General features: G+C 70.6%; 24 protein-coding genes and 1 pseudogene. 9 read left to right on the forward strand and 16 right to left on the reverse strand.

Annotated elements, in window-relative coordinates; genetic code table 11:
- Positions 1-17 precede the first annotated feature (17 nt).
- The gene (locus ABT023_RS03590) at positions 18-956 is read left to right on the forward strand and encodes a transporter substrate-binding domain-containing protein (RefSeq protein WP_350881280.1); all 939 of its coding nucleotides are present in this window, start codon (positions 18-20) and stop codon (positions 954-956) included.
- Positions 956-1,999 (forward strand): hypothetical protein, encoded by a 1,044-nt coding sequence (locus ABT023_RS03595; protein WP_350881282.1) that lies wholly within the window; start codon positions 956-958, stop codon positions 1,997-1,999. Before ABT023_RS03590 ends, ABT023_RS03595 begins: the two co-directional genes overlap by 1 nt.
- A gap of 12 nt (positions 2,000-2,011) precedes the next feature.
- On the opposite strand, the gene ABT023_RS03600 is transcribed toward ABT023_RS03595, so the two are convergent.
- Positions 2,012-2,752 carry a hypothetical protein gene (locus ABT023_RS03600; protein ID WP_350881284.1) on the reverse strand — a complete coding sequence of 247 codons (741 nt, stop codon included), beginning with the start codon at positions 2,750-2,752 and terminating at the stop codon, positions 2,012-2,014.
- Positions 2,753-2,900: 148 nt separating this feature from the next.
- Between ABT023_RS03600 and ABT023_RS03605 the strand changes: the two genes are divergently transcribed.
- The 3 genes from ABT023_RS03605 to ABT023_RS03615 all read left to right on the forward strand — a co-directional run bounded on the left by ABT023_RS03605 (position 2,901) and on the right by ABT023_RS03615 (position 4,428).
- Positions 2,901-3,350 carry a helix-turn-helix transcriptional regulator gene (locus ABT023_RS03605; protein WP_350881286.1) on the forward strand — a complete coding sequence of 150 codons (450 nt, stop codon included), beginning with the start codon at positions 2,901-2,903 and terminating at the stop codon, positions 3,348-3,350.
- Between the two features lie 5 nt (positions 3,351-3,355).
- Positions 3,356-3,766: a VOC family protein gene (locus ABT023_RS03610; RefSeq protein WP_350881288.1), complete on the forward strand. Its 411-nt coding sequence runs from the start codon at positions 3,356-3,358 to the stop codon at positions 3,764-3,766.
- A 428-nt stretch (positions 3,767-4,194) separates the two neighbouring features.
- Positions 4,195-4,428 (forward strand): hypothetical protein, encoded by a 234-nt coding sequence (locus tag ABT023_RS03615; RefSeq protein WP_350881290.1) that lies wholly within the window; start codon positions 4,195-4,197, stop codon positions 4,426-4,428.
- 100 nt (positions 4,429-4,528) lie between these two features.
- Here ABT023_RS03615 and ABT023_RS03620 read toward each other — a convergent pair whose 3' ends face one another.
- The gene (locus tag ABT023_RS03620) at positions 4,529-4,807 is read right to left on the reverse strand and encodes a hypothetical protein (RefSeq protein WP_350881292.1); all 279 of its coding nucleotides are present in this window, start codon (positions 4,805-4,807) and stop codon (positions 4,529-4,531) included.
- Between the two features lie 208 nt (positions 4,808-5,015).
- Between ABT023_RS03620 and ABT023_RS03625 the strand changes: the two genes are divergently transcribed.
- Positions 5,016-5,942 (forward strand): endonuclease/exonuclease/phosphatase family protein, encoded by a 927-nt coding sequence (locus ABT023_RS03625; RefSeq protein ID WP_502890579.1) that lies wholly within the window; start codon positions 5,016-5,018, stop codon positions 5,940-5,942.
- A gap of 30 nt (positions 5,943-5,972) precedes the next feature.
- Here ABT023_RS03625 and ABT023_RS03630 read toward each other — a convergent pair whose 3' ends face one another.
- From ABT023_RS03630 to ABT023_RS03640, 3 genes are all read right to left on the reverse strand, one after another.
- Complete coding sequence (locus ABT023_RS03630) at positions 5,973-6,209, reverse strand: hypothetical protein (RefSeq protein WP_350881294.1); 237 nt, start codon at positions 6,207-6,209, stop codon at positions 5,973-5,975.
- 72 nt (positions 6,210-6,281) lie between these two features.
- On the reverse strand, positions 6,282-6,629 hold the full coding sequence (locus tag ABT023_RS03635) for a transposase (RefSeq protein ID WP_350881296.1): 348 nt from the start codon (positions 6,627-6,629) through the stop codon (positions 6,282-6,284).
- Positions 6,630-6,723: 94 nt separating this feature from the next.
- Positions 6,724-7,599, reverse strand: coding sequence for a sulfotransferase domain-containing protein (locus ABT023_RS03640; protein WP_350881298.1), 876 nt, complete (start codon positions 7,597-7,599; stop codon positions 6,724-6,726).
- A 178-nt stretch (positions 7,600-7,777) separates the two neighbouring features.
- On the opposite strand from ABT023_RS03640, the pseudogene ABT023_RS03645 reads away from it, so the two are divergent.
- Positions 7,778-8,035 (forward strand): annotated as a pseudogene (locus ABT023_RS03645) (endonuclease/exonuclease/phosphatase family protein); the annotation flags it as partial.
- A gap of 92 nt (positions 8,036-8,127) precedes the next feature.
- Here the strand turns inward: ABT023_RS03645 and ABT023_RS03650 are convergent.
- From ABT023_RS03650 to ABT023_RS03670, 5 genes are all read right to left on the reverse strand, one after another.
- Positions 8,128-8,985, reverse strand: coding sequence for a hypothetical protein (locus tag ABT023_RS03650; protein WP_350881301.1), 858 nt, complete (start codon positions 8,983-8,985; stop codon positions 8,128-8,130).
- An 11-nt stretch (positions 8,986-8,996) separates the two neighbouring features.
- A complete protein-coding gene (locus ABT023_RS03655) occupies positions 8,997-10,094 on the reverse strand; it encodes a hypothetical protein (protein WP_350881303.1) in 1,098 nt (365 codons plus the stop codon).
- Between the two features lie 175 nt (positions 10,095-10,269).
- Positions 10,270-10,518, reverse strand: coding sequence for a hypothetical protein (locus ABT023_RS03660; protein ID WP_502890588.1), 249 nt, complete (start codon positions 10,516-10,518; stop codon positions 10,270-10,272).
- Between the two features lie 17 nt (positions 10,519-10,535).
- Positions 10,536-10,754, reverse strand: coding sequence for a hypothetical protein (locus tag ABT023_RS03665; protein ID WP_350881305.1), 219 nt, complete (start codon positions 10,752-10,754; stop codon positions 10,536-10,538).
- On the reverse strand, positions 10,751-10,936 hold the full coding sequence (locus ABT023_RS03670; protein WP_350881307.1) for a hypothetical protein: 186 nt from the start codon (positions 10,934-10,936) through the stop codon (positions 10,751-10,753). The genes ABT023_RS03665 and ABT023_RS03670 overlap by 4 nt, the downstream gene beginning before the upstream one ends.
- Positions 10,937-11,166: 230 nt before the next feature.
- Here ABT023_RS03670 and ABT023_RS03675 point away from each other — a divergent pair, with 230 nt between their 5' ends.
- Together ABT023_RS03675 and ABT023_RS03680 are read left to right on the forward strand one after the other, a co-directional pair.
- A complete protein-coding gene (locus tag ABT023_RS03675; protein WP_350881309.1) occupies positions 11,167-12,015 on the forward strand; it encodes a helix-turn-helix domain-containing protein in 849 nt (282 codons plus the stop codon).
- A gap of 5 nt (positions 12,016-12,020) precedes the next feature.
- A complete protein-coding gene (locus ABT023_RS03680; protein WP_350881311.1) occupies positions 12,021-12,209 on the forward strand; it encodes a DUF397 domain-containing protein in 189 nt (62 codons plus the stop codon).
- A 227-nt stretch (positions 12,210-12,436) separates the two neighbouring features.
- Here ABT023_RS03680 and ABT023_RS03685 read toward each other — a convergent pair whose 3' ends face one another.
- Genes ABT023_RS03685 through ABT023_RS03710 form a run of 6 tightly spaced genes read right to left on the reverse strand, consistent with a single transcriptional unit; the run spans position 12,437 to position 20,902 of the window.
- Positions 12,437-13,600 (reverse strand): acyl-CoA dehydrogenase family protein, encoded by a 1,164-nt coding sequence (locus ABT023_RS03685; RefSeq protein ID WP_350881313.1) that lies wholly within the window; start codon positions 13,598-13,600, stop codon positions 12,437-12,439.
- A complete protein-coding gene (locus ABT023_RS03690) occupies positions 13,597-15,588 on the reverse strand; it encodes an ATP-binding protein (protein ID WP_350881315.1) in 1,992 nt (663 codons plus the stop codon). The genes ABT023_RS03685 and ABT023_RS03690 overlap by 4 nt, the downstream gene beginning before the upstream one ends.
- Positions 15,589-15,601: 13 nt before the next feature.
- Positions 15,602-17,203, reverse strand: a complete 1,602-nt coding sequence (locus tag ABT023_RS03695) for an acyl-CoA carboxylase subunit beta (protein WP_350881317.1) — start codon at positions 17,201-17,203, stop codon at positions 15,602-15,604.
- A complete protein-coding gene (locus ABT023_RS03700; RefSeq protein ID WP_350881319.1) occupies positions 17,200-18,339 on the reverse strand; it encodes an acyl-CoA dehydrogenase family protein in 1,140 nt (379 codons plus the stop codon). The genes ABT023_RS03695 and ABT023_RS03700 overlap by 4 nt, the downstream gene beginning before the upstream one ends.
- A complete protein-coding gene (locus ABT023_RS03705; RefSeq protein WP_350881321.1) occupies positions 18,336-20,048 on the reverse strand; it encodes an acyclic terpene utilization AtuA family protein in 1,713 nt (570 codons plus the stop codon). The genes ABT023_RS03700 and ABT023_RS03705 overlap by 4 nt, the downstream gene beginning before the upstream one ends.
- On the reverse strand, positions 20,045-20,902 hold the full coding sequence (locus ABT023_RS03710) for a TIGR03084 family metal-binding protein (protein WP_350881323.1): 858 nt from the start codon (positions 20,900-20,902) through the stop codon (positions 20,045-20,047). Before ABT023_RS03710 ends, ABT023_RS03705 begins: the two co-directional genes overlap by 4 nt.
- Positions 20,903-20,963: the final 61 nt, after the last annotated feature.

Consider the following 20,963-nt stretch of genomic DNA (forward strand, 5'->3'; position numbering starts at 1 on the left):
CGTCAGTGAGGTCGCCGATGAATCAGTTCCTCACCCGGTCCCGGGTCCGCTCGGTCGCCACCACCCTGGCGGTCGCGCTGACCCTGACCCTTGCCGCTGCCGCCGGTTGCGACAGCCGGCAGGAGCCGCAGATCCCTTCCGTGAAGGAGACGCTGAGCAAGACGCACATCTACGGCCAGCCGACGCTGAAGATCGGCGTCTCCACCACCGGCCCGCTGATGGGCGAGCTGCACGGCGGCACCTACAGCGGGTTCGACGTCGAGATCGCCCGGTACATCGCCGCCCAGCTCGGCTACGAGGGCGACAAGCGGATCGAGTGGGTGCCGGTGGCCACGGAGGACCGTATTCCCGCCCTCCAGGGTGGGGCGGTCGACCTGGTGGTCTCCACCTTCTCGATGACCGAGGAGCGCGAGAAGCTGGTCAGCTTCGCCGGGCCGTACCTGGTGACGACCCAGGAGGCGATGGTCCCGACCCGGCTGAAGGACAGCATCCACACCATCGAGGACCTGCGCGATCCCCGCTACAAGGTCTGCACCAGCGGCGGCTCCACCACCGAGGCCGAGCTGGGGAGGCACCAGATCAGGGTGTTCGTGGTCAAGGAGGTCGGCGACTGCATCGACGGCATCCTCGAGGGGCGCTACGACGCGGTCAGCTCGGACGAGACCATCCTCGCCGGCTTCCTCTCCAAACACCCGAAAGACTTCACGATCATCGACATGCCCTTCGGCACCAGCGAGCAGATCGGCGTCGGGGTGCCGATCAGCGACCCGGCGCTGCGCGACCTCGTCGCGTTCTTCCTCGACAAGAGCTACCAGCAGGGGCGTAAAGGGCTGAGCAGCCCCTGGCTCACCGCGTACCACCAGACGCTCGGGCCGTGGCTGAGGGCGCCCAAGGTCCAGCCCCCGCCGCTGAAGGTGCCGGAGCTGGTGGACTTCGACGACAAGGCGCCCCGGTAGTGACCGCCCCGCCCGTCACCGACGCCGACGTGGACGCCGGAACGCCGACGCCCCGGCCCGGCGAGGCGCGGCACCTGGACGAGCGCCGGGCCCGGGCCAGCCAGTCGTTCTGGACGGCAGTGGTGGCCGTGCCCGCCGTGTTCTCGGTGCTCCGGCTCGGCGTGGAGGCCGGCGGGGAGCTCCAGACCACCCTCCTGCTGGTCGCCAACGTCGGGCCGGTCAACCTGCTCGCCGGCTTCCTCACCACGGCTGCCCGGCTGCTCTCCACCGGTCTGGTCGCGGTGTTCGCCCTCGGCGCGGTCCTCGGGGTCAGCGTGGACCGGCTGCCCGGGTACCGCCGCCCGCTCTTCGCCCGCTGGGCGGACATCACCCCGGCCTGGTTCGTGGTGGCCAGCTTCCTGCTCGCCCTGATCACCTGGCCGCTGCTCTACCTGCCGCTGCTGCTGCCCGCGTTCGCCGCCGCGTTCCAACTCCGCCCGGAGCGGCTGCACGACCTGCGCGCGGCCCGGGCGCTGATCGTCGCGGCCCTGCTCGGCGGGTACCTCTTCCTGCTGACGCCGACCCTGCTCGACGCCTGGCAACAGCGGGAACAACTGGTCATGGCGCTGCTCGTCGTCCCTCCGGTGCTCGCGCTCGGCATCGCCGGGCCGTTGCCCGGGGCGGTGATCCGGCCGCTGGCCTCGGCCACCGAGGCCGCCGTGTTGGCCATGCTGATGTGGGCGGCGCTGCCGGTGATCAGCACGCCGGTGCTGCCGCTGACCGTCAGCACCGTGCAGACCGAGTCCGGCGTGATGGAGGACGTGCGCGGCCACGTGGTCGTCGTCGACGACGTGAACATGGTGCTGCTCCAGGAACAGGGCGGCGTGCGGTACGTGCCGATCGACCAGGTGAAGGCGCAGGTGCTCTGCCCGAGCGAGGAGGAACTGCCCCGACACCGGCTGCGGGTGCACGACTTCCACGTGGAGGACTCGCTGCTGGAGGGGCTCGGACGCCGGGTCCGCCCGCTGCACCGCATCGACGCCGCCTGCCGCGCGACGGGCTGACTTCGCCTTCGGTCAGCGCTCGGGGACGGCGGCCGGCAGCACGCCCTCCCTGAGCAGGCTCTCCCCGACGAGGCAGGCGTGCTCGGCGGCGTCGGCCAGTTCGGCGGCGATCTCCGGGCTGGCCGAGGCAACCGCTGCCGACAGCAGCACGTCGACCGGCGTCGGGCCGGCCAACCAGCGTCGCATCGACTCCTCCGCGTCGCCGTGCAGGGAGCCGCCGTACGACCAGTGGTGGATGACGTCGGCCAGGTGCCGGGCGGGGGCCTCGCCCGGGACGCCCGCGAACCCGGCCAGGTACGGCCCGACGTCGACCCCCAGCTCAGCGACCGCGTCCAGCAGGTCCTGAGCGGGCGGGGCGGACGGGTACCCGCCGAGGGTCCGGCACCACCAGACGCGCACGAAGTGCTCGACCGCGTCCCGCTCCGCGGCCGGCCAGTTTTGCCACCGGCCGCTGATCCGGCGGGTCACCCGGTCCGGCCAGACCCAGTGCTCCATCTCGCCGGTCGCGTACGCCTCCAGCAGCCGGGGCAGCAGGTGCGGGAACTCCGTCTCGTCCCCCCAGGTGCCCGGGTTCATCAGGTAGGTGCCGAGCTGGTCCGGGGCCAGCTTCCGCAGCGGCGTACGCGCGAACAGCGCCACGTCGGCCGGGTCCACGCAGTGCTCGCAGGCGGTCATGTCGGCCGGCAGCGGGTGGTGGGCGAAGGCGGCGTACAGCCGCTCCACCGCCCGCTCGAACTCGACATCATTCCGCACGGGCCCAGTATTCCGACCCGGTCAACGCGAATCCCGGAACGAAATGGCCCCTCCAGGGGCCGCTTCCTTCCACGATCTCGATCGTCTGGATCTTGACGGGCGTCGGCGGTGCTGGGTGACTCACGGTGGGCGTGGCAGGATCGCGCAGGTGACCAGCAGACCCACCGCCGCGCAGCACCTGCTCGACCTCGCGCGGCTGCGCCGCGTCCGCGACCGGATCGACCGGGAGTACGCGCAGCCGCTGGACGTCGAGGCGCTCGCCCGAGGCGCGCACATCTCGGCCGGGCACCTCAGCCGCGAGTTCCGGCTCGCCTACGGTGAGTCGCCGTACAGCTATCTGATGACGCGGCGGATCGAGCGCGCGATGGCGCTGCTGCGTCGCGGCGACCTCAGCGTCACCGAGGTCTGTTTCGCGGTCGGCTGCGCGTCGCTGGGTACCTTCAGCACCCGCTTCACCGAGCTGGTCGGCGTGCCGCCCAGCGTCTACCGCCGCCAGGCGGCAGCCGCGACGGCGGGGATGCCGTCGTGTGTGGCGAAACAGGTGACCAGACCGATCAGGAATCGAGAAGCGCAGGTCACGGCGCTGCACCTAGCCTGATTGCCATGGACATCACCATTCACACGACCTTCCTGCCGCACACCGACCCGGACGCCTCCCTGGCCTTCTACCGCGACACTCTCGGCTTCGAGGTCCGCAACGACGTCGGCGGCGGCAAGATGCGCTGGATCACGGTCGGCCCCGCCGGCCAGCCCGGCACGTCCATCCTCCTGGCTCCGCCGGCCACCGACCCCGGCATCACCGACGACGAGCGCCGCATCATCGCCGAGATGATGGCCAAGGGCACGTACGGCTGGATCATGCTGGCCACCTCCGACCTCGACGGCACCTTCGAGAGGCTGCAGGCCGGCGACGCCGAGGTCGTCCAGGAGCCGACCGAGCAGCCGTACGGGACCCGCGACTGTGCCTTCCGCGACCCCGCCGGCAACCTGATCCGCATCCAGGAACTGCGCTAGCTCGACCCGCGACCCGCGCCGACGGCACCGTGAAGCCGCCGGGTGCGGGGGTGCCGGACGCCTCACCCGGCGGGACGCACCGATTGGACACTGTAAGTACTGGCGGTCGGTGAGGCCCGAGTTGCTACCTTCCGTGACAGCCAGCCGCGCCCGCCGGTACCCACCCGCCCGCTTTGCTCTGCTGCCCTCCTGGCAACACCAGCTTTGAGCAGGAGAATCTCCAAATCAATCCGGGGTGATGCCTGTGCGCTGATTTCACATCGAGTGACTGTTGCCTCCGCCGCAGCAGAGCAAAGGGATCGCGGAGGGGGTGGCCCGGGCCCGACTTCGGTAACCCTTGGTGACTGTCTGCGGGATTGTTGGGCTCGCCAGCACCCGCGGCAACGTCTGCCAAGTTCTGAGCCTGCTCGTATGCGAAGGAGAATTCGTTGCGCTGGAACAAGTGGATTCGACAGCTCCACCGGTGGGTGTCCATCGCCTTCACTGTGACCGTGATCCTCGGCTTCGGCGCGGCGAGCGGGGCGCTGCCCGACTGGGTGTTCTACCTGCCGCTGCTTCCGCTCGCCCTGCTGCTCTTCACCGGCCTGTACATGTTCGTGCTGCCGTACGCCGCCAAGCGGCGCGGCGGGCGAGGCGCGGTGTCGAGGCCAGCCGCGCCGTGACACCCCGGGCCGCCGACGTTGAGTGGCGGCTCGGACGCCCTGCCCGTGCGTGCTCCTGAGGCAGAACGGGGACCGGTCGGTTCACGGCAGAGCCGGCTGGTCAGTGGCAGAGCACCGCCACGTTGACGAAGAGGCCGCACGAGGCGATCGTCGTCAACGTGATCGCGCTGGCCGCCCGGAGCGCGAAGTGGGCGCGACCGCGTCCGCGCCGGGTGATCGATAACGTCTGTTCCAGGACGACCAGGACCAGCCAGCCGAACAGCATGGCCGTCAGGTAGAAGTCCCAGGCGGGGTTCGCGAACGTGCTCGCGTTGCCGTTTCCGCGGAGACAGACCCGGAAACCGCTGAGCCGGGAGGGCCGCTTGCGGTCTTCGATCATCAGCTCAGCCTATTGGCATCTTGGGCTCAACCACCCCTGCTCTCAGCCTCCGCTCTCCGTCGCGGACGGTAGCGGCCGTTGGTAGAGGGCTGGATGCAGGCGCCGTGATCGGGCTGAAGGTTCTACTGTGCATGGCTCGTCTAGTCGATCTACATGTGCCATCATCTCCGGTGAATCGGTGACGATCAGTTCGATGGGGAGAAGACGCATGCGGTTGATGAGGCTCTGTGTCGCCGTGCTCGGCGCGTTCGTCCTCGCCCTCACCTCGGCGGTCCCGGCCTCGGCGGCCACCACGGCAACACACGACCTCTGGGTCTGGAACGTCGCGGGCTGGACCATGCACCGGGCCTCGACCACCGACGGCCTCATTCCGGCCCTGACCGGCTCGATCCGTGCCCGGGGCGCCGACTTCGTCGGCCTCAACGAGCTCTGCTACCAGCAGTACCAGGCGATCGTCGCCGACCTGAGGGCCTCCGGCTGGCCGCAGGACTCCACCAACTTCGCCCGCTTCGAGTCGTCCCGCGACACGGTCTGCAACGGGCAGGCGTTCGGCAACGCCATCTTCAGCAGGGCACCGCTCGGTGCGGCGAACCGCTACACGTTGCCGTCGGACGGCAGTGCCGAGCGGCGGACCCTGCTCTGCGCCCCGCTGTCCGCCCGCCCGCACCTGCGGTTCTGCGCCACGCACATCACGCCGTCGAACACGGTCATCAACGGCACGGCGATCAACGTGCAGCAACTGAACTCGGTGCGCAGCCGGCTGGAGGCCTTCGCGGCGAACGGTGACACGGTGCTCATCGCCGGGGACTTCAACTCCCAGCCCCACTACGGCCGGCTGAACAACTGGTACGCGCCAAGTCTCAACGTGGCCAACAACGCCAGCAACACCGGCTTCTACCGGGAGCTGGACGACCTGGACTCCCGCTGTGTCGGCTACGGCGAGACCACCGTCGGGGCCGGCAACACCGGCGGGCCGTGCGGCCTCGGCAACAAGATCGACTTGATCTTCGTACGGGAGAACCGGCTCGCGGGCAGCTACACCGCCGATTCGCTGGCCATTCCGACCACCTGCACGATCGGTGCCTGCTCGGATCACCGTGTGGTGACTGGCACGGTGACGGTCAGCATCAACTAAGCATGGCCGTGTCCTGCTGACCCGGGCACACTAGGCTCGCGCAACGGATCTGCGCGGTCCGGGGCGGTGTGCGGGGAGTGGCTGCGTTTGGACGATCAAGCCCGCCGGCTGTACGAAGATCGACCGTTGCGCGACCGCGTCGCCCTTGGCGTTGAGCTGGTAGCCGTCGAGCCAGATCCAGTGGTCGTAGGTGATCCAGTCCTTGTGTACCCGGATCAGCCGGAAGAAGATCGGCTGAACGAACTGTGGGCTCGCCGCCCGGGTCACGTGAGCCGCCGCGGTCGGCGATCGCGTGGATCTTGGAGCCGGGCTTGCCTCGGTCGACCGGGCTGGGTCCGGTCAGGTTTCCCTTTTGACCGCCCGTACGTTCATGGCGTCGATGCTTGCCCGGGACCAGTCGATCTGCCCGGCCGCACCGAGGACGTCGAGCACGGCCCGGTGCAGAGCGGTCATCACCCCCGCCGCGACCCACTGGGCGAACCGGCGGTGCGTGGTGCGCCAGTGCACCGGGAAAGAACCGGGCAGCTTGCGCCGGGAGCAGCCGGACTCCAACACGTACAGAAGAATCGCCGCGAGCGTCGTCCGATCATCGCTACGGGACCGCCCACCACCTTGATGCCTTTCCGGGTGCGGGGGCAGCAACGGCTGCGCGAGGTGCCACAACGCGTCCGGGCTGTACTTCTCCACAATCCACACCCAGTGAACGAACGACCTTGCACTTCAACAACCCCAACTGACACACGGTCTAAGGCGGGATAGCGAGGAGGATAACGGCGTAGGGTCAGCGGGCGGGGACGATGGGGCCGCGGTGCAGCCAGTCGATGAGGTCGGGCTCGGCCAGCTTCGCGACCCGATCCTCGTATCGTCGCAGGTCATCTTCGTCGAGCAGGTCCCGCCACTGGCCGCTGACACCCTGGTTGAAGAACCGCTCCGGATCGCTCCACATCGCTGCGACCGGGGTCAGAGCCTCCGCCCGGCCGCGCATCGAGTCGAATGTCGCTGCCCGCACCAGATCCGGCCAGCGCGACTCCGGCACCTCGATTCCGAGGCGCCCGGCGAGGAACCTCATCTGGCCTTCAAGATCTGACTTCAGATCGTCGTAGTGCAGCAGCAGCACGTTGGGCCGCTCCCGCTCGGCCCAGAACCCTGACAGGTGGTGCAGCATCGACGGCAGGCCCACCTGCACATTGGTGTCCTCCAGCCAGGCCCAGAACCGGTTGTACGCGGACTCCGCAGGCGCCGGAGCCGTACCGGCGGGCTCCTGCGCCGGGTTACCGCCGGCCGTCAGCATCGCGTCGAAGGCCTCCTGGGCGATGTTCTGGGAATGGGCGTCCCAGGAGATCGCGACGTCCCGCGGATCCCGACCGACCGCGACGTAGGTCACCCCATCACGGATGGGCAGCCCGTCGAAGGGCGTATGAGTCTTGATGAAACGGCGATGCCGCTGCGCCTCGTAGAACGCGAAGATGTCGTCCCGGCTGCGAGTCAACATGTCGAGCCAGTAGGTGAGGTCGTCCAGCCGTGCCGGCAGCTCCGGTGTCTGGAAGATCAGCAAGGCGCAGATCGTCTGGGTCCACGTCGTCCCGCACTTTGCGGGGGTCGAAACCACGATGTCACCTTCGCGGAGCGGAAAGCCCTCCCACCGTCCGCTGTCCATGAGCTCGTTCTGGTACCGAACCGTCGGTTGGCGCAACGGTCCTCCCCGCTTTCCGTTGGTCAATCCATAGTCGACTAAACCTATCGAACCGGGCGACCGTCGACCAGCCTGCGGGCCGATTCGAAGATCCCGGCACCCTCGTACGCCTTCGTCGCGCTCTCTGGTGCGATCGGGCTGCAGTAGCAACACCGGCTTCTACCGTGAGTTGGATAACCTGGACTCCCGCTGCGTCGGCTATGGCGAAACCACCGTCGCGGACGGCAGCACCGGCGGGCCGTGTGGCCTCGGCAACAAGATCGACTTGATCTTCGTACGGGAGAACCGGCTCGCGGGCAGCTACACCGCCGACTCGCTGGCCATTCCGACCACCTGCACGATCGGCGCCTGCTCGGATCACCGTGTGGTGACTGGCACGGTGACGGTCAGCATCAACTGATGCATGCGCCCGAGTCTCGCCAAGCACCTTGCGCCGGATTGAGCAGGGTCGGGTGGGCTTGAAAGGTGCACTGCCTGAGCTCGGTGTGCGGACTAGTCGACGCCGTAGGCATCCAGGAGAGCCGTGGTGTACGCGGGGGCGAGCGCCCGGACCGCAGTCTCCGGCATAGCACCATTCAGAGCCTCAACCGCCAGGCTCACGCCCTGGGAGCGGCGGCGTCCGAACAGTTCGCGGAGGTGCCCCACGCCTTGACGCACGCTGTCGCCAGCGACGTCATCAGCGCTGATCTCACGCAGCCGCCGGCCGACCTGCTCAGGCGGGTCTGCCTGCATGAGGCGGATAACGTCGCTCGCGTCCTTCGGCTTCAGGCGGGAAGGCTTTGCCTGTGCGTCCCGGAGCCGTTCGTGCAGCTTGTGCGCCTTGGCCACGAATAGCGCGGCGCTGCCGGCCACCGGCACCAGCACGGCACGCGGGTCGGCCTCCGGATCGAGGCTGGAGATCATGACGTCCGAGTGGTCCGCTACCGCCGCCTCCAGTCCAGGAGTGCGTCGCGTGGCGTTCTTGCCGTGCTCAGGCAGTTGCGCAGACCTGCGGCCCTTTCCTGCCAGCGCCTCCGGCACCAACAGGTCCACCGGCACCATCACCTGCTGGCCAGCGATGAGCACAGGCCGTTCCCAGATTCCTGGTTCTGTGGTCAGTGAGAATCCGGCGGATTCCATCGCCTGCTTCAGTGCCGGGTTGGCGCCGAGCACCCGAGGGTCAAGGGCAAGATCTGCATCCGTGGTGTACGGCGCGATGCTGACGTCAAGCTCGGCTTCACCGGTGCGTACGTAGATCGCCTGTGCGCCGGCCAGGATCACTGCCTTGCGGTGTTCGGCGAGCGCGTCGAGGGCATCCAGGAGGACACGACGCGCTGCCACATACAGCGGTGAGGTCGCCGGTGACGTCATGGAGAGTGACCCTATGCATCGGATTCCGTGAGATCCCGTAAGCGCCACTGCGATTCGTGTTTCTGCATCCAGTCGATGAGCGCGTGCCCCTCCTCAGGCAATCGTCCGTTCCCGCCGAGGCAATCGAGCACCAGCTGGCTCAGACCGACATGAGTGCGGCCCGAGACTCGGCGTGACCGGGCTAGCTGCGCCTCATCCTCTGGCCGCAACAGCACCACATCTGCGCCCCGGTCGGCTGGCAGCAGTCGTCCGAAGTTGCGCATCTCGGCGGGATCGCTGGTGTAGAGCACCAATTGGGCCGCCGCAGCAACCGGTGCGACCGCCGACGCAGCAAACGACCCCGTGATCACCGCTGGCGGGGCGTCGTCATCTCCGAGCCGTTTGAACAACTCGCCCGCGCCTGCCGGCGCGACGAACAGTGTGCTGGCGTTGGTCTTCAATAGGTCGTAGCGCTCGGAGGCGGCCACCAGAAGAGCGGGCCAGTCGACCTCGGTAACGGTGCCCCTGCGTTCGCGATCCACTATGGCCTGGTCGTCGAGTGACTGCAGGAGACTGGAGACGTAGCCGCGATTCAGGCCACCGATCCGCGCCAGATCGGTCAGCCGGAGCGGGGGAGCGACGTCGGCCAGCAGGCGAACGAGGCGCCGCGCCTTGGGGCCGTGGAGTCGGGCCGGACCGCGCTGAGCCGGGTACGGATCGCGGTCCGCTCCCTGCATCCTGACGAACACCGCCGGCCGTTCGGCGCGTAGGTGGATGTTTCCCGTCAGGTCGAGGTACGAGTAGCCGCGTTCCTCCAACAGGGCTCGGGATCGAGGGCTCAGCCAGGGCGTAACCACCAAGATCACCGGGTTTTGCGTCGCTCGCTGAGCCAGGTCCGCCAGGCGTTGATCGGCCCTTTCCACCTCCCGAGGTGTGAAAGACGTCTTCGCCTCGACAAGGATCAGCGTGGAGGTGCCGTGGTGCTCCTCCAACTGCCAGAGCGCGTCCCCGGAGCCTGGTTCCGCCGCCTGCCCGTCGATCATGGCGTCAGTCAGTTCGAAGTGCGCCGGGAGCAGGGCAGCCAATCGGCTTCGTGCGACTTTCAGCAGCTCTGGCTCGGGCGTCTCCACCCTCGAAGTTTGGCATGCGCCCGAGTTTGCTGTCGTGCCAAACACGCCATTTCACCAAACTTGACGGCGAGGGGGTGAAGTTTGACGTTGCCTCTCTGCCCGGATGGTGGTCTTCGTCTTCGTGACACCCCAGGGAGAGGCTGAGCATGGCCGTGTCCCTGCTGACCCGGGCACACTAGGCTCCCGCAACGGATCTGCGCGGTCCGGGGCGGTGTGCCGGGAGTGGCTGCGTTTGGACGATCAAGCCCGCCGGCTGTACGAAGATCGACCGTTGCGCGACCGCGTCGCCCTTGGCGTTGAGCTGGTAGCCGTCGAGCCAGATCCAGTGGTCGTAGGTGATCCAGTCCTTGTGTACCCGGATCAGCCGGAAGAAGATCGGCTGAACGAACTGCGGGCTCGCCGCCCGGGTCACGTGGAAGACCATCCCCGCGCGGAAGTCGATCACGCCAGCCACCCGAGGAACCGGCGGTGGAGCGTCCCCGCCGGGGCCCAGCTCATGTCCTGACTGGCGGCCACGAGGTACGAGCCCATGTAGAGCGCCAGGGCGACCGGCGAGGCCGCGTACTCCTGGAGCAGTTCGTGTCGGCGGGCGGCGCAGGGCCAGGGGGCGGCGCAGCCACCGCAGAGCCAGATGGGCAGGACGGGGCCGTGTTCGGTCACTGGTCCTCACCCGGCCAGTGGCCCCGGTTGATCGGGATCTTGTGTCTATGCCGGCAGGGCAGTTCGTTGCCGCACTTGCAGACGTACCGCCACCTGATCCACGACCAGACCGGCTTGTGCCGGCGAGCGAGGGTCATCGCGACTGCGGCCAGGTACTGGCCGTAGGTGACGCGTCTGCCCATCCCATGCCTCCTCGGGTGAGGGGCGTGGCAGCCGGGCCACTCAGGGTCATCCGACCGCCGCACCCTGCGCTCAGGCAACACCCCGAAAGCCCGGATCGCAATGTTTCATTTCGGGTGAAAGGCGGCTAGGCTTTCATTCTGAAAGGCTTCATTGCTCACGGTGGTCGAGAGGTGGTTACATACCGAGCGCAGGTGTCGCCCGGTATGTAGTCACAGGAAGGCAGGGGTCAGTGACGACGGATACCGGCTCGACAGTCCCCAGGCGGCAACTCGGGCGTTACCTGCGGCAGCTTCGCGAGGAAGCACGCATGACAGTCAAGGCGGCGGCCGACGCGCTGGAGTGGTCCACGCCGAAGATGTGGCGGATCGAGACCGGCGCGACGTCCATGCGGTCGCTGGACGTGGAAGCGATGTGCCGCCTTTACACAGCGTCACCAGAAATTACCGAGGCGCTGATGGGCCTCGCGAAGGAGACGAAGGCTCGCGGCTGGTGGCACTCCTACGGGGACGCCATCCCGGAGTGGTTCGAGCTGTACGTGGGACTGGAAGCCGGCGCGTCCCGTCTCCGCAAGTACGAGCCGCTGCTGATCCCCGGGCTGCTTCAGACCAAGGCGTACGCCACCCAGGTCTACGAGATTGGACGCCCGGACATGACCGCCGAGGAGGTCGATCGAGGCGTGGCGGTGCGGCTGGGCCGCCAAGCCCTGCTGACGCGCACCATGCCGCGCGCTCCGCAGGTCGACATCATGCTCGATGAGGCGGTGCTGCGGCGCGGCGTGGACGCTGAGCAACTCAACCACGTTGTCACCGTCAGCCGTCAGCCCAACGTGTCCGTGCGGGTACTTCCGTTCGGCGTGGGCCTGCACCGCGCCGGCTTGGCCAACGGCGCGTTCACGATCCTCGACTTCGATGGCGGCAGTGAGCCGTCGATCATTTACTCCGATGGCCTCACCGGCGCTCTATACCTCGACAAACCCGCCGAGGTCGCCGCTTACGGGGACGTGTGGTCCGCCATCGAGAAGAAGGCTCTGAGCGAGGCGCAATCTCGCAAGCTCATCGCATCAGTCGCAGGGGAGTAGCAGCCATGACCACGCTCAAGTGGAAGAAACCCAGCCGCAGCAACGCGGGCGGAGACTGCGTCGAGGTCGCTACGCCTCCCCAGGTCGTCCTGGTCCGCGACAGCAAGGACCCGCAGGGCCCGGTCCTACACTTCGCGGCCGGCCAGTGGACCGGCTTCGTCAAGGGCGTCAAGGGCGGGAGCTTCGACGCCTGACTCGGGTAGGCGAAATTGCTTACAACCTCCGCCGGGATAGCGATCACAGCGACGCGCTCGCGACACAGCGGGTGAGATCCAGCGGCACGCTGCGGGAACTCGGCGGACCCAACGAGGAGAGCCTTGACCAGCATCTCTGCCGGTCAGGGGTAGCATCTGTACCTGTTGGCGGGTGAGGATTCGAACCTTCGATGCTTTCGCGACGGATTTACAGCTCGTTCAAGATCTCAGTACGACTTGTCCTGCCCCAGCACATGCTGCGCGACGAAGTTCAGGATCATCTCCCGGCTCACCGGCGCGATCCGCCCCGCCCGTACTGCCCCCAACAGCGTCGCCACCCCGTACTCCGTGGTCATGCCCGCCCCGCCCAACGCCTGCACGGCCGTGTCCACGGCGAGCGCGGCGGCCTCCCCGGCCGCGTACTTCGCCATGTTCCCGGCCACCCCGGCCTCCAGGTCCCGCCCCGCGTCGTACAGCGTCGCCGCCTTGTGGATCATCAGCCGGGCCAGCTCCACCTGCACAGCCGCGTGGGCGAGCGGGTGCGACACCCCCTGGTGCGTACCGATGCTCCGACCGCCCCAGACCTTTCGCGTAGCCGTGTACTCGCTGGCCCGCTCGATGGCGTACCGGCCGGTGCCGGCGCCCATCGCGGCGACCGTGATCCGCTCCGGGTTGAGGCCGGCGAACAGCGCGGGCAGGCCGGCGTCCAGCGACCCGCCGACCAGGGCGTCGGCGGGCAGCCGCACGTCGTCGAGGTAGAGCAGGAACTGGTTCTCCGGGGAGACGATCTCCATGTCCAGCTTGGAGCGGGTCAGGCCGGGCGCGTCGGTGGGCACCATGAACAGGGCCGGCTTGAGCTTGCCGGTGGACGAGTCCTCGGTACGGGCCACCACCAGCACGTACTGCGCCTCGTCGACGCCCGAGATGTAGCACTTGCGGCCCGAGAGCAGCCAGTCGTCGCCGTCGCGGCGGGCCACGGTGCCGAGGCGGTGGAAGTTCGAGCCGGCCTCCGGCTCGGTGATGGCGAAGACCACCTTGAGCGAGCCATCCGCCATCCCGGGCAGGAAGTGCTCGCGCTGCTCCTCGGTGCCGTGCTTGGTGATGATCGTGGCGACGATGGCGGGGGAGACCACGAGCAGCAGCAGGGGACAGCCGGCGGCGGCCAGTTCCTCGCAGACGATGACCAGCTCGGTGATGCCGCCGCCCCCGCCGCCGTACTCGGTGGGGATGTTGACGCCGAGGTAGCCGAGCCGGCCGGCTTCGTCCCACAGCTCGGTGGTGTGCCCGCCGGCCTTCGCCTTCTCGACGAAGTAGCCGTGGCCGTACCTGCGGCCCAGCGCCCGGACGGCGTCGCGGAGCTGGTCCTGCTCGTCGGTGAGGTCGAAGTTCATCGGGGGTCCTCCTCGGGGTTGACCACGGCCAGCACGGCCCCGGTGTCGACCTGGCCGCCGGCCGGCACCGGCAGCTCGGCCACCACGCCGTCGGCCGGGGCGAGCACGGGATGTTCCAGCTTCATCGCCTCCAGAGTCAGCAGCAGGTCACCGGCGGCGACCCGCTGACCGACCTCGACGTGCACCCGGGCCACCGCGCCGGGCAGCGGCGCGAGCAGCGACCCGGCGGCCAGTTCCGCGGTGGGCAGCGGGAAGCGCGGCAGCTCGACCAGGCTCGCCGCCCCGTCCGGGCCGTCCACGAAGACCGCCGACCCCACCCGGTGTACGCGGAAAGTCCGTCGCACCCCGTCGACGTCGAGCGTCACCCGGTCGTGGGTGGCCCCGACGAGGGTGACGGTCGGCGCGTCGTCGCCGGAGCCGTCCCCGGCCACCGGATGCGTCGACCACTCGGCGAGTGCGCCCGCGCGGTCCAGCCGGTACCGCACCTCGATCTCGCCGCCGGGGCCGGTGAACCGGGCGACCTGCGGGAACGCCGGCACGTTGCGCCAGCCCGAGGGGAGCCCGGCGAGCACCGTGGCCGTCGACCGGCGGGCCGCCGCCGAGGCGAGCGCGGCGGCGAGAGCCGCGAGGGGCACCCCGTCGGGCGGCAACAGCGGGGCGAAGACCCCGTCGTGTCGGTCCAGGAAGCCGGTGTCCACCTCGGCGGCGCGGAACTCGGGGCTGCGCAGCACCCGTACCAGCAGGTCCCGGTTGGTGGTCACCCCGTGCAGCTCGGCCCGGGCCAGCGCGCCGGCCAGCAGGCGGGCCGCCTCCGCGCGGGTCGGGGCCCAGGCGACCAGCTTGGCCAGCATCGAGTCGTAGTGCACGCCGACCGTCGAGCCGTCGACGACGCCCGAGTCGAGGCGCAGCCCGCGGGTCGGGGCGAACTCGCCCGCCACGCCGGGGATCGCGAATCGGTGCAGGGTACCGGTGGCGGGCCGGAAGCCCTCCGCCGGGTCCTCGGCGCACAGCCGTACCTCGATCGCGTGGCCGGTGACGGGCGGGGTGGCCGCCAGGGGCAGCGGCTCGCCCTCGGCGACCAGCAGTTGCAGCCGGACCAGGTCCAGCCCCGTGACCGCCTCGGTGACCGGGTGCTCCACCTGGAGGCGGGTGTTCATCTCCAGGAAGAAGAATGCCCCGTCGGGCGCGAGCAGGAACTCCACCGTCCCCGCGCCGACGTAGCCGACCGCCCGGCCGGCCGCGACCGCCGCGGCGTGCAGCCGCTCCCGCACCCCGTCGGGCAGGAGCGCGGGGGCCTCCTCGACGATCTTCTGGTGCCGGCGCTGGATCGAGCAGTCCCGCTCACCGAGCGCCAGGATCGTGCCGTGGGTGTCGCCGAAGACCTGCACCTCGACGTGCCGGCCCCGCTCGACGTACCGCTCCACGAAGACCGTGCCGTCGCCGAACGCGCCGGCCGCCTCCCGCCGGGCACTGGCCACGGCCTCGGCCAGGCCGGCGGCCTCCCGGACGATCCGCATGCCCCGGCCGCCGCCCCCGGCGGACGCCTTCACCAGCACCGGGAAGTCGGTGATCTCGTCGGCCTCGGTCCAGGTGGGCAGCATCGGCACGCCCGCGTCGGCCAGGAGCGCCTTCGCCGCCATCTTGTCGCCCATCGCGGCGATCGCCTTGGCTGGCGGGCCGACCCAGGTCAGGCCCGCGTCGGTCACCGCCGCCGCGAACTCGGCGTTCTCGGCGAGGAAGCCGTAGCCCGGGTGCACGGCGTCCGCGCCGGCCTTGCGGGCCGCGTCGAGGATCAAATCGATCCGCAGGTACGTCTCGGCGGGCGTGTTCCCCGGCAGGCGTACGGCCTGGTCGGCCTCGGCCACGAACGGCGCGTCCGCGTCGGCGTCGGAGTGCACGGCCACCGTCTCGACGCCCAACATCCGGCAGGTGGCGAGGACCCGCCGGGCGATCTCGCCCCGGTTGGCCACGAGAAGTCGAGTGATCATGAACGGCAGCCCCTCACATTCGGAAGACGCCGAAGTTGTCAGCGCCCCTGACCGGTCCGTTGTGGATCGCCGACAGGCAGAGCCCGAGGACGGTGCGGGTGTCCCGGGGGTCGATCACCCCGTCGTCGTAGAGCCGCCCGGAGAGGAACAGCGCCCCGGACTGGGACTCGATCTGCTGCTCGACCATCATCCGCATCGCGGCGTCGGAGTCCTCGTCGTACTCGCTCCCCCGGGCGGCGGCGGCCTGCCGGGCCACGATCGACAGCACCCCGGCCAACTGCGCCGGCCCCATCACGGCCGACTTGGCGTTCGGCCAGGTGAACAGGAACCGTGGCTCGTACGCCCGCCCGCACATGCCGTAGTTGCCGGCCCCGTACGAAGCGCCCAGGTTCACCGTCAGGTGCGGGACCTTCGAGTTCGACACTGCGTTGATCATCAGCGCGCCGTGCTTGATGATGCCGCGCTGCTCGTAGGAGGTGCCGACCATGTAGCCGGTGGTGTTCTGGAGGAAGACCAGCGGGGTGTCGGAGGCGTTGGCGAGCTGGATGAACTGGGCCGCCTTCTGCGCCTCCTCGCTGAACAGCACGCCCCGGGCGTTGGCCAGCACGCCGACCGGGTACCCGTGCAGCTCGCCCCACCCGGTCACCAGGGCCGTCCCGTACGCCGGCTTGAACTCGTCGAACTCACTGCCGTCGAGCACCCGGGCCAGCACCTCGCGCGGGTCGAACGGCACCTTCAGGTCGGCGCTGGCGATGCCGAGCAGCTCCTCCGGGTCGTACTTCGGGGGCTGCGGCACCGGGTTGCGCGGCGGCGGGCCCTGCTTGCGCCAGTTGAGCCGACGGACGCACTGGCGGGCCAGCCGGATGCCGTCCCGCTCGTCGGCGGCGAGGAAGTCGGCGAGGCCGGACGTGGTGGCGTGCATCGCCGCGCCGCCCAGGGACTCGTCGTCGGTGACCTCGCCGGTGGCCATCCTCACCAGGGGCGGCCCGGCCAGGTAGACCTGCGACCGGTCCCGGATCATGATCACGTGGTCGGACATCCCCGGCACGTACGCGCCGCCGGCCGTGGCGTTGCCGAAGACCACGCTGACCGTGGGGATCCGCTCGGCCGAGAGCCGGGTCAGGTCGCGGAACACCCGGCCACCCGGGATGAAGATCTCCGCCTGGGTGGGCAGGTCCGCCCCGGCGCTCTCCACCAGGTTGACCATCGGCAGCCGGTTGGTCAGGGCGATTTCGCCGGCCCGCCGGGTCTTCGCGAGCGACCACGGGTTCACCGCGCCGCCGCGTACCGTCGGGTCGTTGGCGACGATCAGGCACTCCACGCCCTCGACCACCCCGATCCCGGTGACCACGCTGGCCCCGACCGGGAAGTCCGTCCCGTACGCGGCGACCGTCGACAGCTCCAGGAACGGGCTGTCCGGGTCGAGCAGCAGCTCGATCCGCTCGCGGGGGAGCAGCTTGCCCCGCCTGTGATGCCGGGTCACGTACTTCTCGCCGCCGCCCGCGCGGGCCCGGTCGAGGGCCGCGTCCAGCTCGGCGAGGCGCTCAAGCAGCGCCTCCCGGTTGGCGGAGCAGACCGGCGAGGACGGGTCGAGCGCGCTGTCCAGTGTGGTCACAGGCTCATGCCCTTCGCGATGATCTCGTTCATGATCTCGGTGGTGCCGCCGCCGATGCCGAGGATGCGGGCGTCCCGGTAGTGCCGCTCCACCTCGGCGTCGCGCAGGTAGCCGTACCCGCCGTGCAGTTGCAGCGAGGCGTCGACGACGAAATCGCAGGCCGCCACCGCGACGTTCTTCGCCATCGCCACCTCGGTCACCACCGGCTCGCCGGCGGCGACCCGGGCGGCCACGTCGTGCACGTACGCGCGGGCCGCCTCGGCACGGGTGTGCATCTCGGCCAGCCGGTGCCGGATCAACTGCCGGCTGGCCAGCGGCCGGCCGAACGTGGACCGGTCCCGGCACCAGCCCACGGCCAGCTCGACGCAGCGCTGCGCGGTCGCGTACGCCTGGGTGGCCAGCGACAGCCGCTCGGCGGCGAAGTGCTGCACGATCGCCAGGAACCCGGTGTTCTCCTCGCCGATCCGGTTGTCCACCGGCACCCGCACGTCGGCGAAGGACAGCTCGGCGGTGTCCGAGCAGTGCCAGCCGAGCTTCTCCAGCCGCCGGCCGACGGTGAACCCGGGCGTGCCCTTGTCGATCACCAGCAGGGTGAGCTCCCCGCTGCCGGGGAAGCCGGTGCAGACCGCCGTGGTCACGAAGTCCGCCCGTGCGCCGCTGGTGATGTAGGTCTTCGACCCGTTCACCACGTAGTGGTCGCCGTCGCGTCGGGCATGGGTGCGGATCGCGGCGACGTCGGAGCCGCCGTCCGGCTCGGTGATGGCCAGCGCGCCGATCATCGCCCCGTCGAGCGTGGGCCGGACGTACCGGTCGACCAGGTCGTCGTCGCCGGAGGCCACCATGTGCGGCAGCGCGATGCCGTGCGTGAACAGCGCCGCGACCAGCCCGGACGAGCCGCCCGACCGGATGATCTCCTCGGTCACTACGATCGAGTCGAGCAGGTCACCGCCGCTGCCCCCGACGGACTCGGGGAACCCGATGCCGAGCAGGCCCAGTTTCGCGGCGGTGGCATGCAGCTCCCGGGGCACCTCGCCGGCCCGCTCCCAGCCGGTCAGGTGCGGCAGCACCTCCTTCGTGACGAACGCCCTGGTCAGCTCGCGTAGCTGCCGCCGCTCGGGAGTGTCCACGATGGTCATCGGGCCACCTCCCCGGCTGGCCCGGTGTTCCCGACCGGCGGCCCCGTGGGCAGGTCGACCACGCGGGAGCGGAGCAGCTCGCCGAGCGCCTTGGCCTGCGGGTCGAACCGGGTGGAGGCGGCCACCCCCTGGCCCAGCAGCCCCCGGAGCACGAAGTTGACCGCCCGCAGGTTCGGCAGCTCGTACCGTTCGACGGTCAGCGGGGCCGTCTCCGGCAGCAGCTCGGCCAGCCGCTCGACGGTCAGCCAGCCGCGCAGCCACGCCCAGGTCGCGTCGGTGCGGGCCCAGACGCCGAGGTTCGCGTCGCCGCCCTTGTCGCCCGAGCGCGCCCCCACCAGCTCGCCCAGCGCCCTCCGCCGACTGGCGCGCGACGACAGGTCGCCCCCGGCCGGCGGCCGGTGCCGCACCGGGTCCTCCGGCGTACCCGTCACGGGCGGCGGCGCGATCGGGACCCGCTCGCCGGACGGGAGGACGGCGACGTGCTCGACCCCGACCTGCGGCACCGCGTCGGCGGTGAACACCCCGTACGGGGTTGCGTCGCCGGGCAGCGTGGTCAGCGTGCAGCCCGGATAGGAGGCCAGCGCCAGCTCCACCGCGGCGGCCGAGAACGCCCGCCCGGCCCGCGCCTTGTCGCCGTCACGCAGGTGTACGTGCAGCAGCGCGCTCGCCGCCTCCGTGTCGACGGCGTCCGGGTGGTCGGTGCGGGCCAGGACGAACTCCAGCCCGTCCGTGCCGACCGCCGCCTCGACCTGACCCCGGACCAGGGCCGCCTTGGCCGGGATGTCCAGGCCGCACAGGACGAACGTCATCGAGTTGCGGAACCCGCCGAGGTTGTTCACCCCGACCTTGAGGGTGTCCGGCGGAGGGGTGCCCCGGACCCCGGTGACCCGGACCCGGTCCGGGCCGTCCGCGATCAGTTCGACGGTGTCCAGCCGGGTCACCACGTCCGGGCCCAGGTAGTCCGGGCCGCCCACCTCGTACAGGAGCTGGGCGGTGACCGTCTCCACGGTGACCGCGCCGCCCGTGCCGGGGTGCTTGGTGAGCACCGACGAGCCGTCCGGGTGGATCTCCGCGATCGGGAAGCCGGGGCGGTGGCCGCCGTCCGGCAGTTCGGTGAAGAAGCTGAAGTTGCCGCCGGTGACCTGCGCCCCGCACTCGATCAGGTGCCCGGCGACGGTCGCCCCGGCCAGCGCGTCGAGGTCGCCGTGCCCCCAGCCGAACCGGGCGATGGCCGGCCCGACCGCCAGGGACGCGTCGGTGACCCGGCCGGTGACCACCACGTCCGCCCCGGCGTCGAGACAGGCGGCGATCCCGAACGCGCCCAGGTACGCGTTCGCGGTGAGCGCGTCCGGGCGGGCGAGGGCGTCGCCCTCCACGTACCCGATCCGGGCGGTGAGGCCGAGCCGGTCGGCGAGCGACCCGATCGCGGCGGCCAGGCCGGCCGGGTTCAACCCGCCGGCGTTCGTCACGATCCGCACCCCGCGCTCCAACGCGGTGCCGAGACAGCCCTCCAGTTGGCGCAGGAACGTCTTCGCGTACCCGAGGCCGGGGTCGCGCAGCCGGTCCCGGCCGAGGATCAGCATGGTCAGCTCGGCCAGGTAGTCGCCGGTCAACACGTCGAGTTCGCCGCCGTCGAGCATCTCCCGCCAGGCGGTGGCCCGGTCGCCGTAGAAGCCGGACGCGTTGCCGACCCGCAGCGGCGCGGTCACGCCGTCGCCCCGGCGCCGCGCGGCCCGCCGGGCGGCGTCGTCGGCCCGGGGGAGGCGGCCGACCCGGCCAGCGGCTCGCGGCCGGCGCCGGGCGGGCCGGCGAACGCCTGCGCCACGTCGAGCCACTCGTCGGCGACCGGCCCGACGGCCATCAGGGCCAGGTCTGCGCGGTGCCGGCGCTGGGTGACCAGCAGGCAGAAGTCGCGCGCCGGCCCGGTGACCCGGTCGGCGGCGTCCGCCGGGCCGTGGGCCCAGGTGCCGCCGTCCGGCGCGGCGAGTTCCAGCCGCACCGGTGCCGTCGGCGCGGCCCGGCCGTGGGCCGCGAAGCCGTGCCCGAGGGTACGGAAGCCGAGGTGCGCGACGTGCCGGAGCCGGGCGGTCGGGGCCCGGGTGACGCCGAGCGCGTCCGCCACGTCCTCGCCGTGCGCCCAGGTCTCCATGATCCGGGCGGTGGCCATCGAGGTGGCCGACATCCGGGTGCCGTACCAGGGCAGCTTCGCCCCGGCCGGAACGGCGGCGAGGGCCTCGGCCAGCGCGGCGCGGCCCGCCCGCCAGCGGGCCAGCAGCTCGGCCGGCGGGGCGAGGAACTGCTCCGCGCCGTCATCGACCAGCCGGGTCGGATCGGGGGCCGAGGTGACCGAGGCGAAGAACGCCCCGGGGTCGGTGGCGGCGAGCAGGGCGACGTGGTCGGTCCACGCCAGGTGGGCGATCTGGTGGGCGACCGTCCAGCCGGCCGCCGGGGTGGGCCGCCTCCAATCGCCCGCCGGCAGGGGGGCGACCAGGGCGTCCAGCTCCCCGGACTCGCCGGTCAGGTCGGCGAGCAGGTCCGTGAGCAGGTCCGTGCGGTCGGCCATGGGACCTCCAGGGCTGGTCGGGCCGGGCCTCGGCGGCCCAGGCTGGTCGGGCCGGGCCTCG

The sequence above is a fragment of the Micromonospora sp. NPDC002296 genome, from assembly GCF_040296145.1.
Lineage (GTDB): Bacteria > Actinomycetota > Actinomycetes > Mycobacteriales > Micromonosporaceae > Micromonospora.

Excerpts from the sequence above, each read along its gene's own strand:
- ABT023_RS03680 (WP_350881311.1), top strand. The coding sequence starts at position 12,021 with ATGACCACGCTCAAGTGGAAGAAACCCAGCCGCAGCAACGCGGGCGGA.
- ABT023_RS03590 (WP_350881280.1), top strand. The coding sequence starts at position 18 with ATGAATCAGTTCCTCACCCGGTCCCGGGTCCGCTCGGTCGCCACCACC.
- ABT023_RS03660 (WP_502890588.1), bottom strand. The coding sequence starts at position 10,518 with ATGGTCTTCCACGTGACCCGGGCGGCGAGCCCGCAGTTCGTTCAGCCG.
- ABT023_RS03625 (WP_502890579.1), top strand. The coding sequence starts at position 5,016 with ATGCGGTTGATGAGGCTCTGTGTCGCCGTGCTCGGCGCGTTCGTCCTC.
- ABT023_RS03640 (WP_350881298.1), bottom strand. The coding sequence starts at position 7,599 with ATGGACAGCGGACGGTGGGAGGGCTTTCCGCTCCGCGAAGGTGACATC.
- ABT023_RS03620 (WP_350881292.1), bottom strand. The coding sequence starts at position 4,807 with ATGATCGAAGACCGCAAGCGGCCCTCCCGGCTCAGCGGTTTCCGGGTC.
- ABT023_RS03700 (WP_350881319.1), bottom strand. The coding sequence starts at position 18,339 with ATGACCATCGTGGACACTCCCGAGCGGCGGCAGCTACGCGAGCTGACC.
- ABT023_RS03690 (WP_350881315.1), bottom strand. The coding sequence starts at position 15,588 with ATGATCACTCGACTTCTCGTGGCCAACCGGGGCGAGATCGCCCGGCGG.
- ABT023_RS03650 (WP_350881301.1), bottom strand. The coding sequence starts at position 8,985 with ATGACGTCACCGGCGACCTCACCGCTGTATGTGGCAGCGCGTCGTGTC.
- ABT023_RS03610 (WP_350881288.1), top strand. The coding sequence starts at position 3,356 with ATGGACATCACCATTCACACGACCTTCCTGCCGCACACCGACCCGGAC.
- ABT023_RS03710 (WP_350881323.1), bottom strand. The coding sequence starts at position 20,902 with ATGGCCGACCGCACGGACCTGCTCACGGACCTGCTCGCCGACCTGACC.
- ABT023_RS03685 (WP_350881313.1), bottom strand. The coding sequence starts at position 13,600 with ATGAACTTCGACCTCACCGACGAGCAGGACCAGCTCCGCGACGCCGTC.
- ABT023_RS03670 (WP_350881307.1), bottom strand. The coding sequence starts at position 10,936 with ATGGGCAGACGCGTCACCTACGGCCAGTACCTGGCCGCAGTCGCGATG.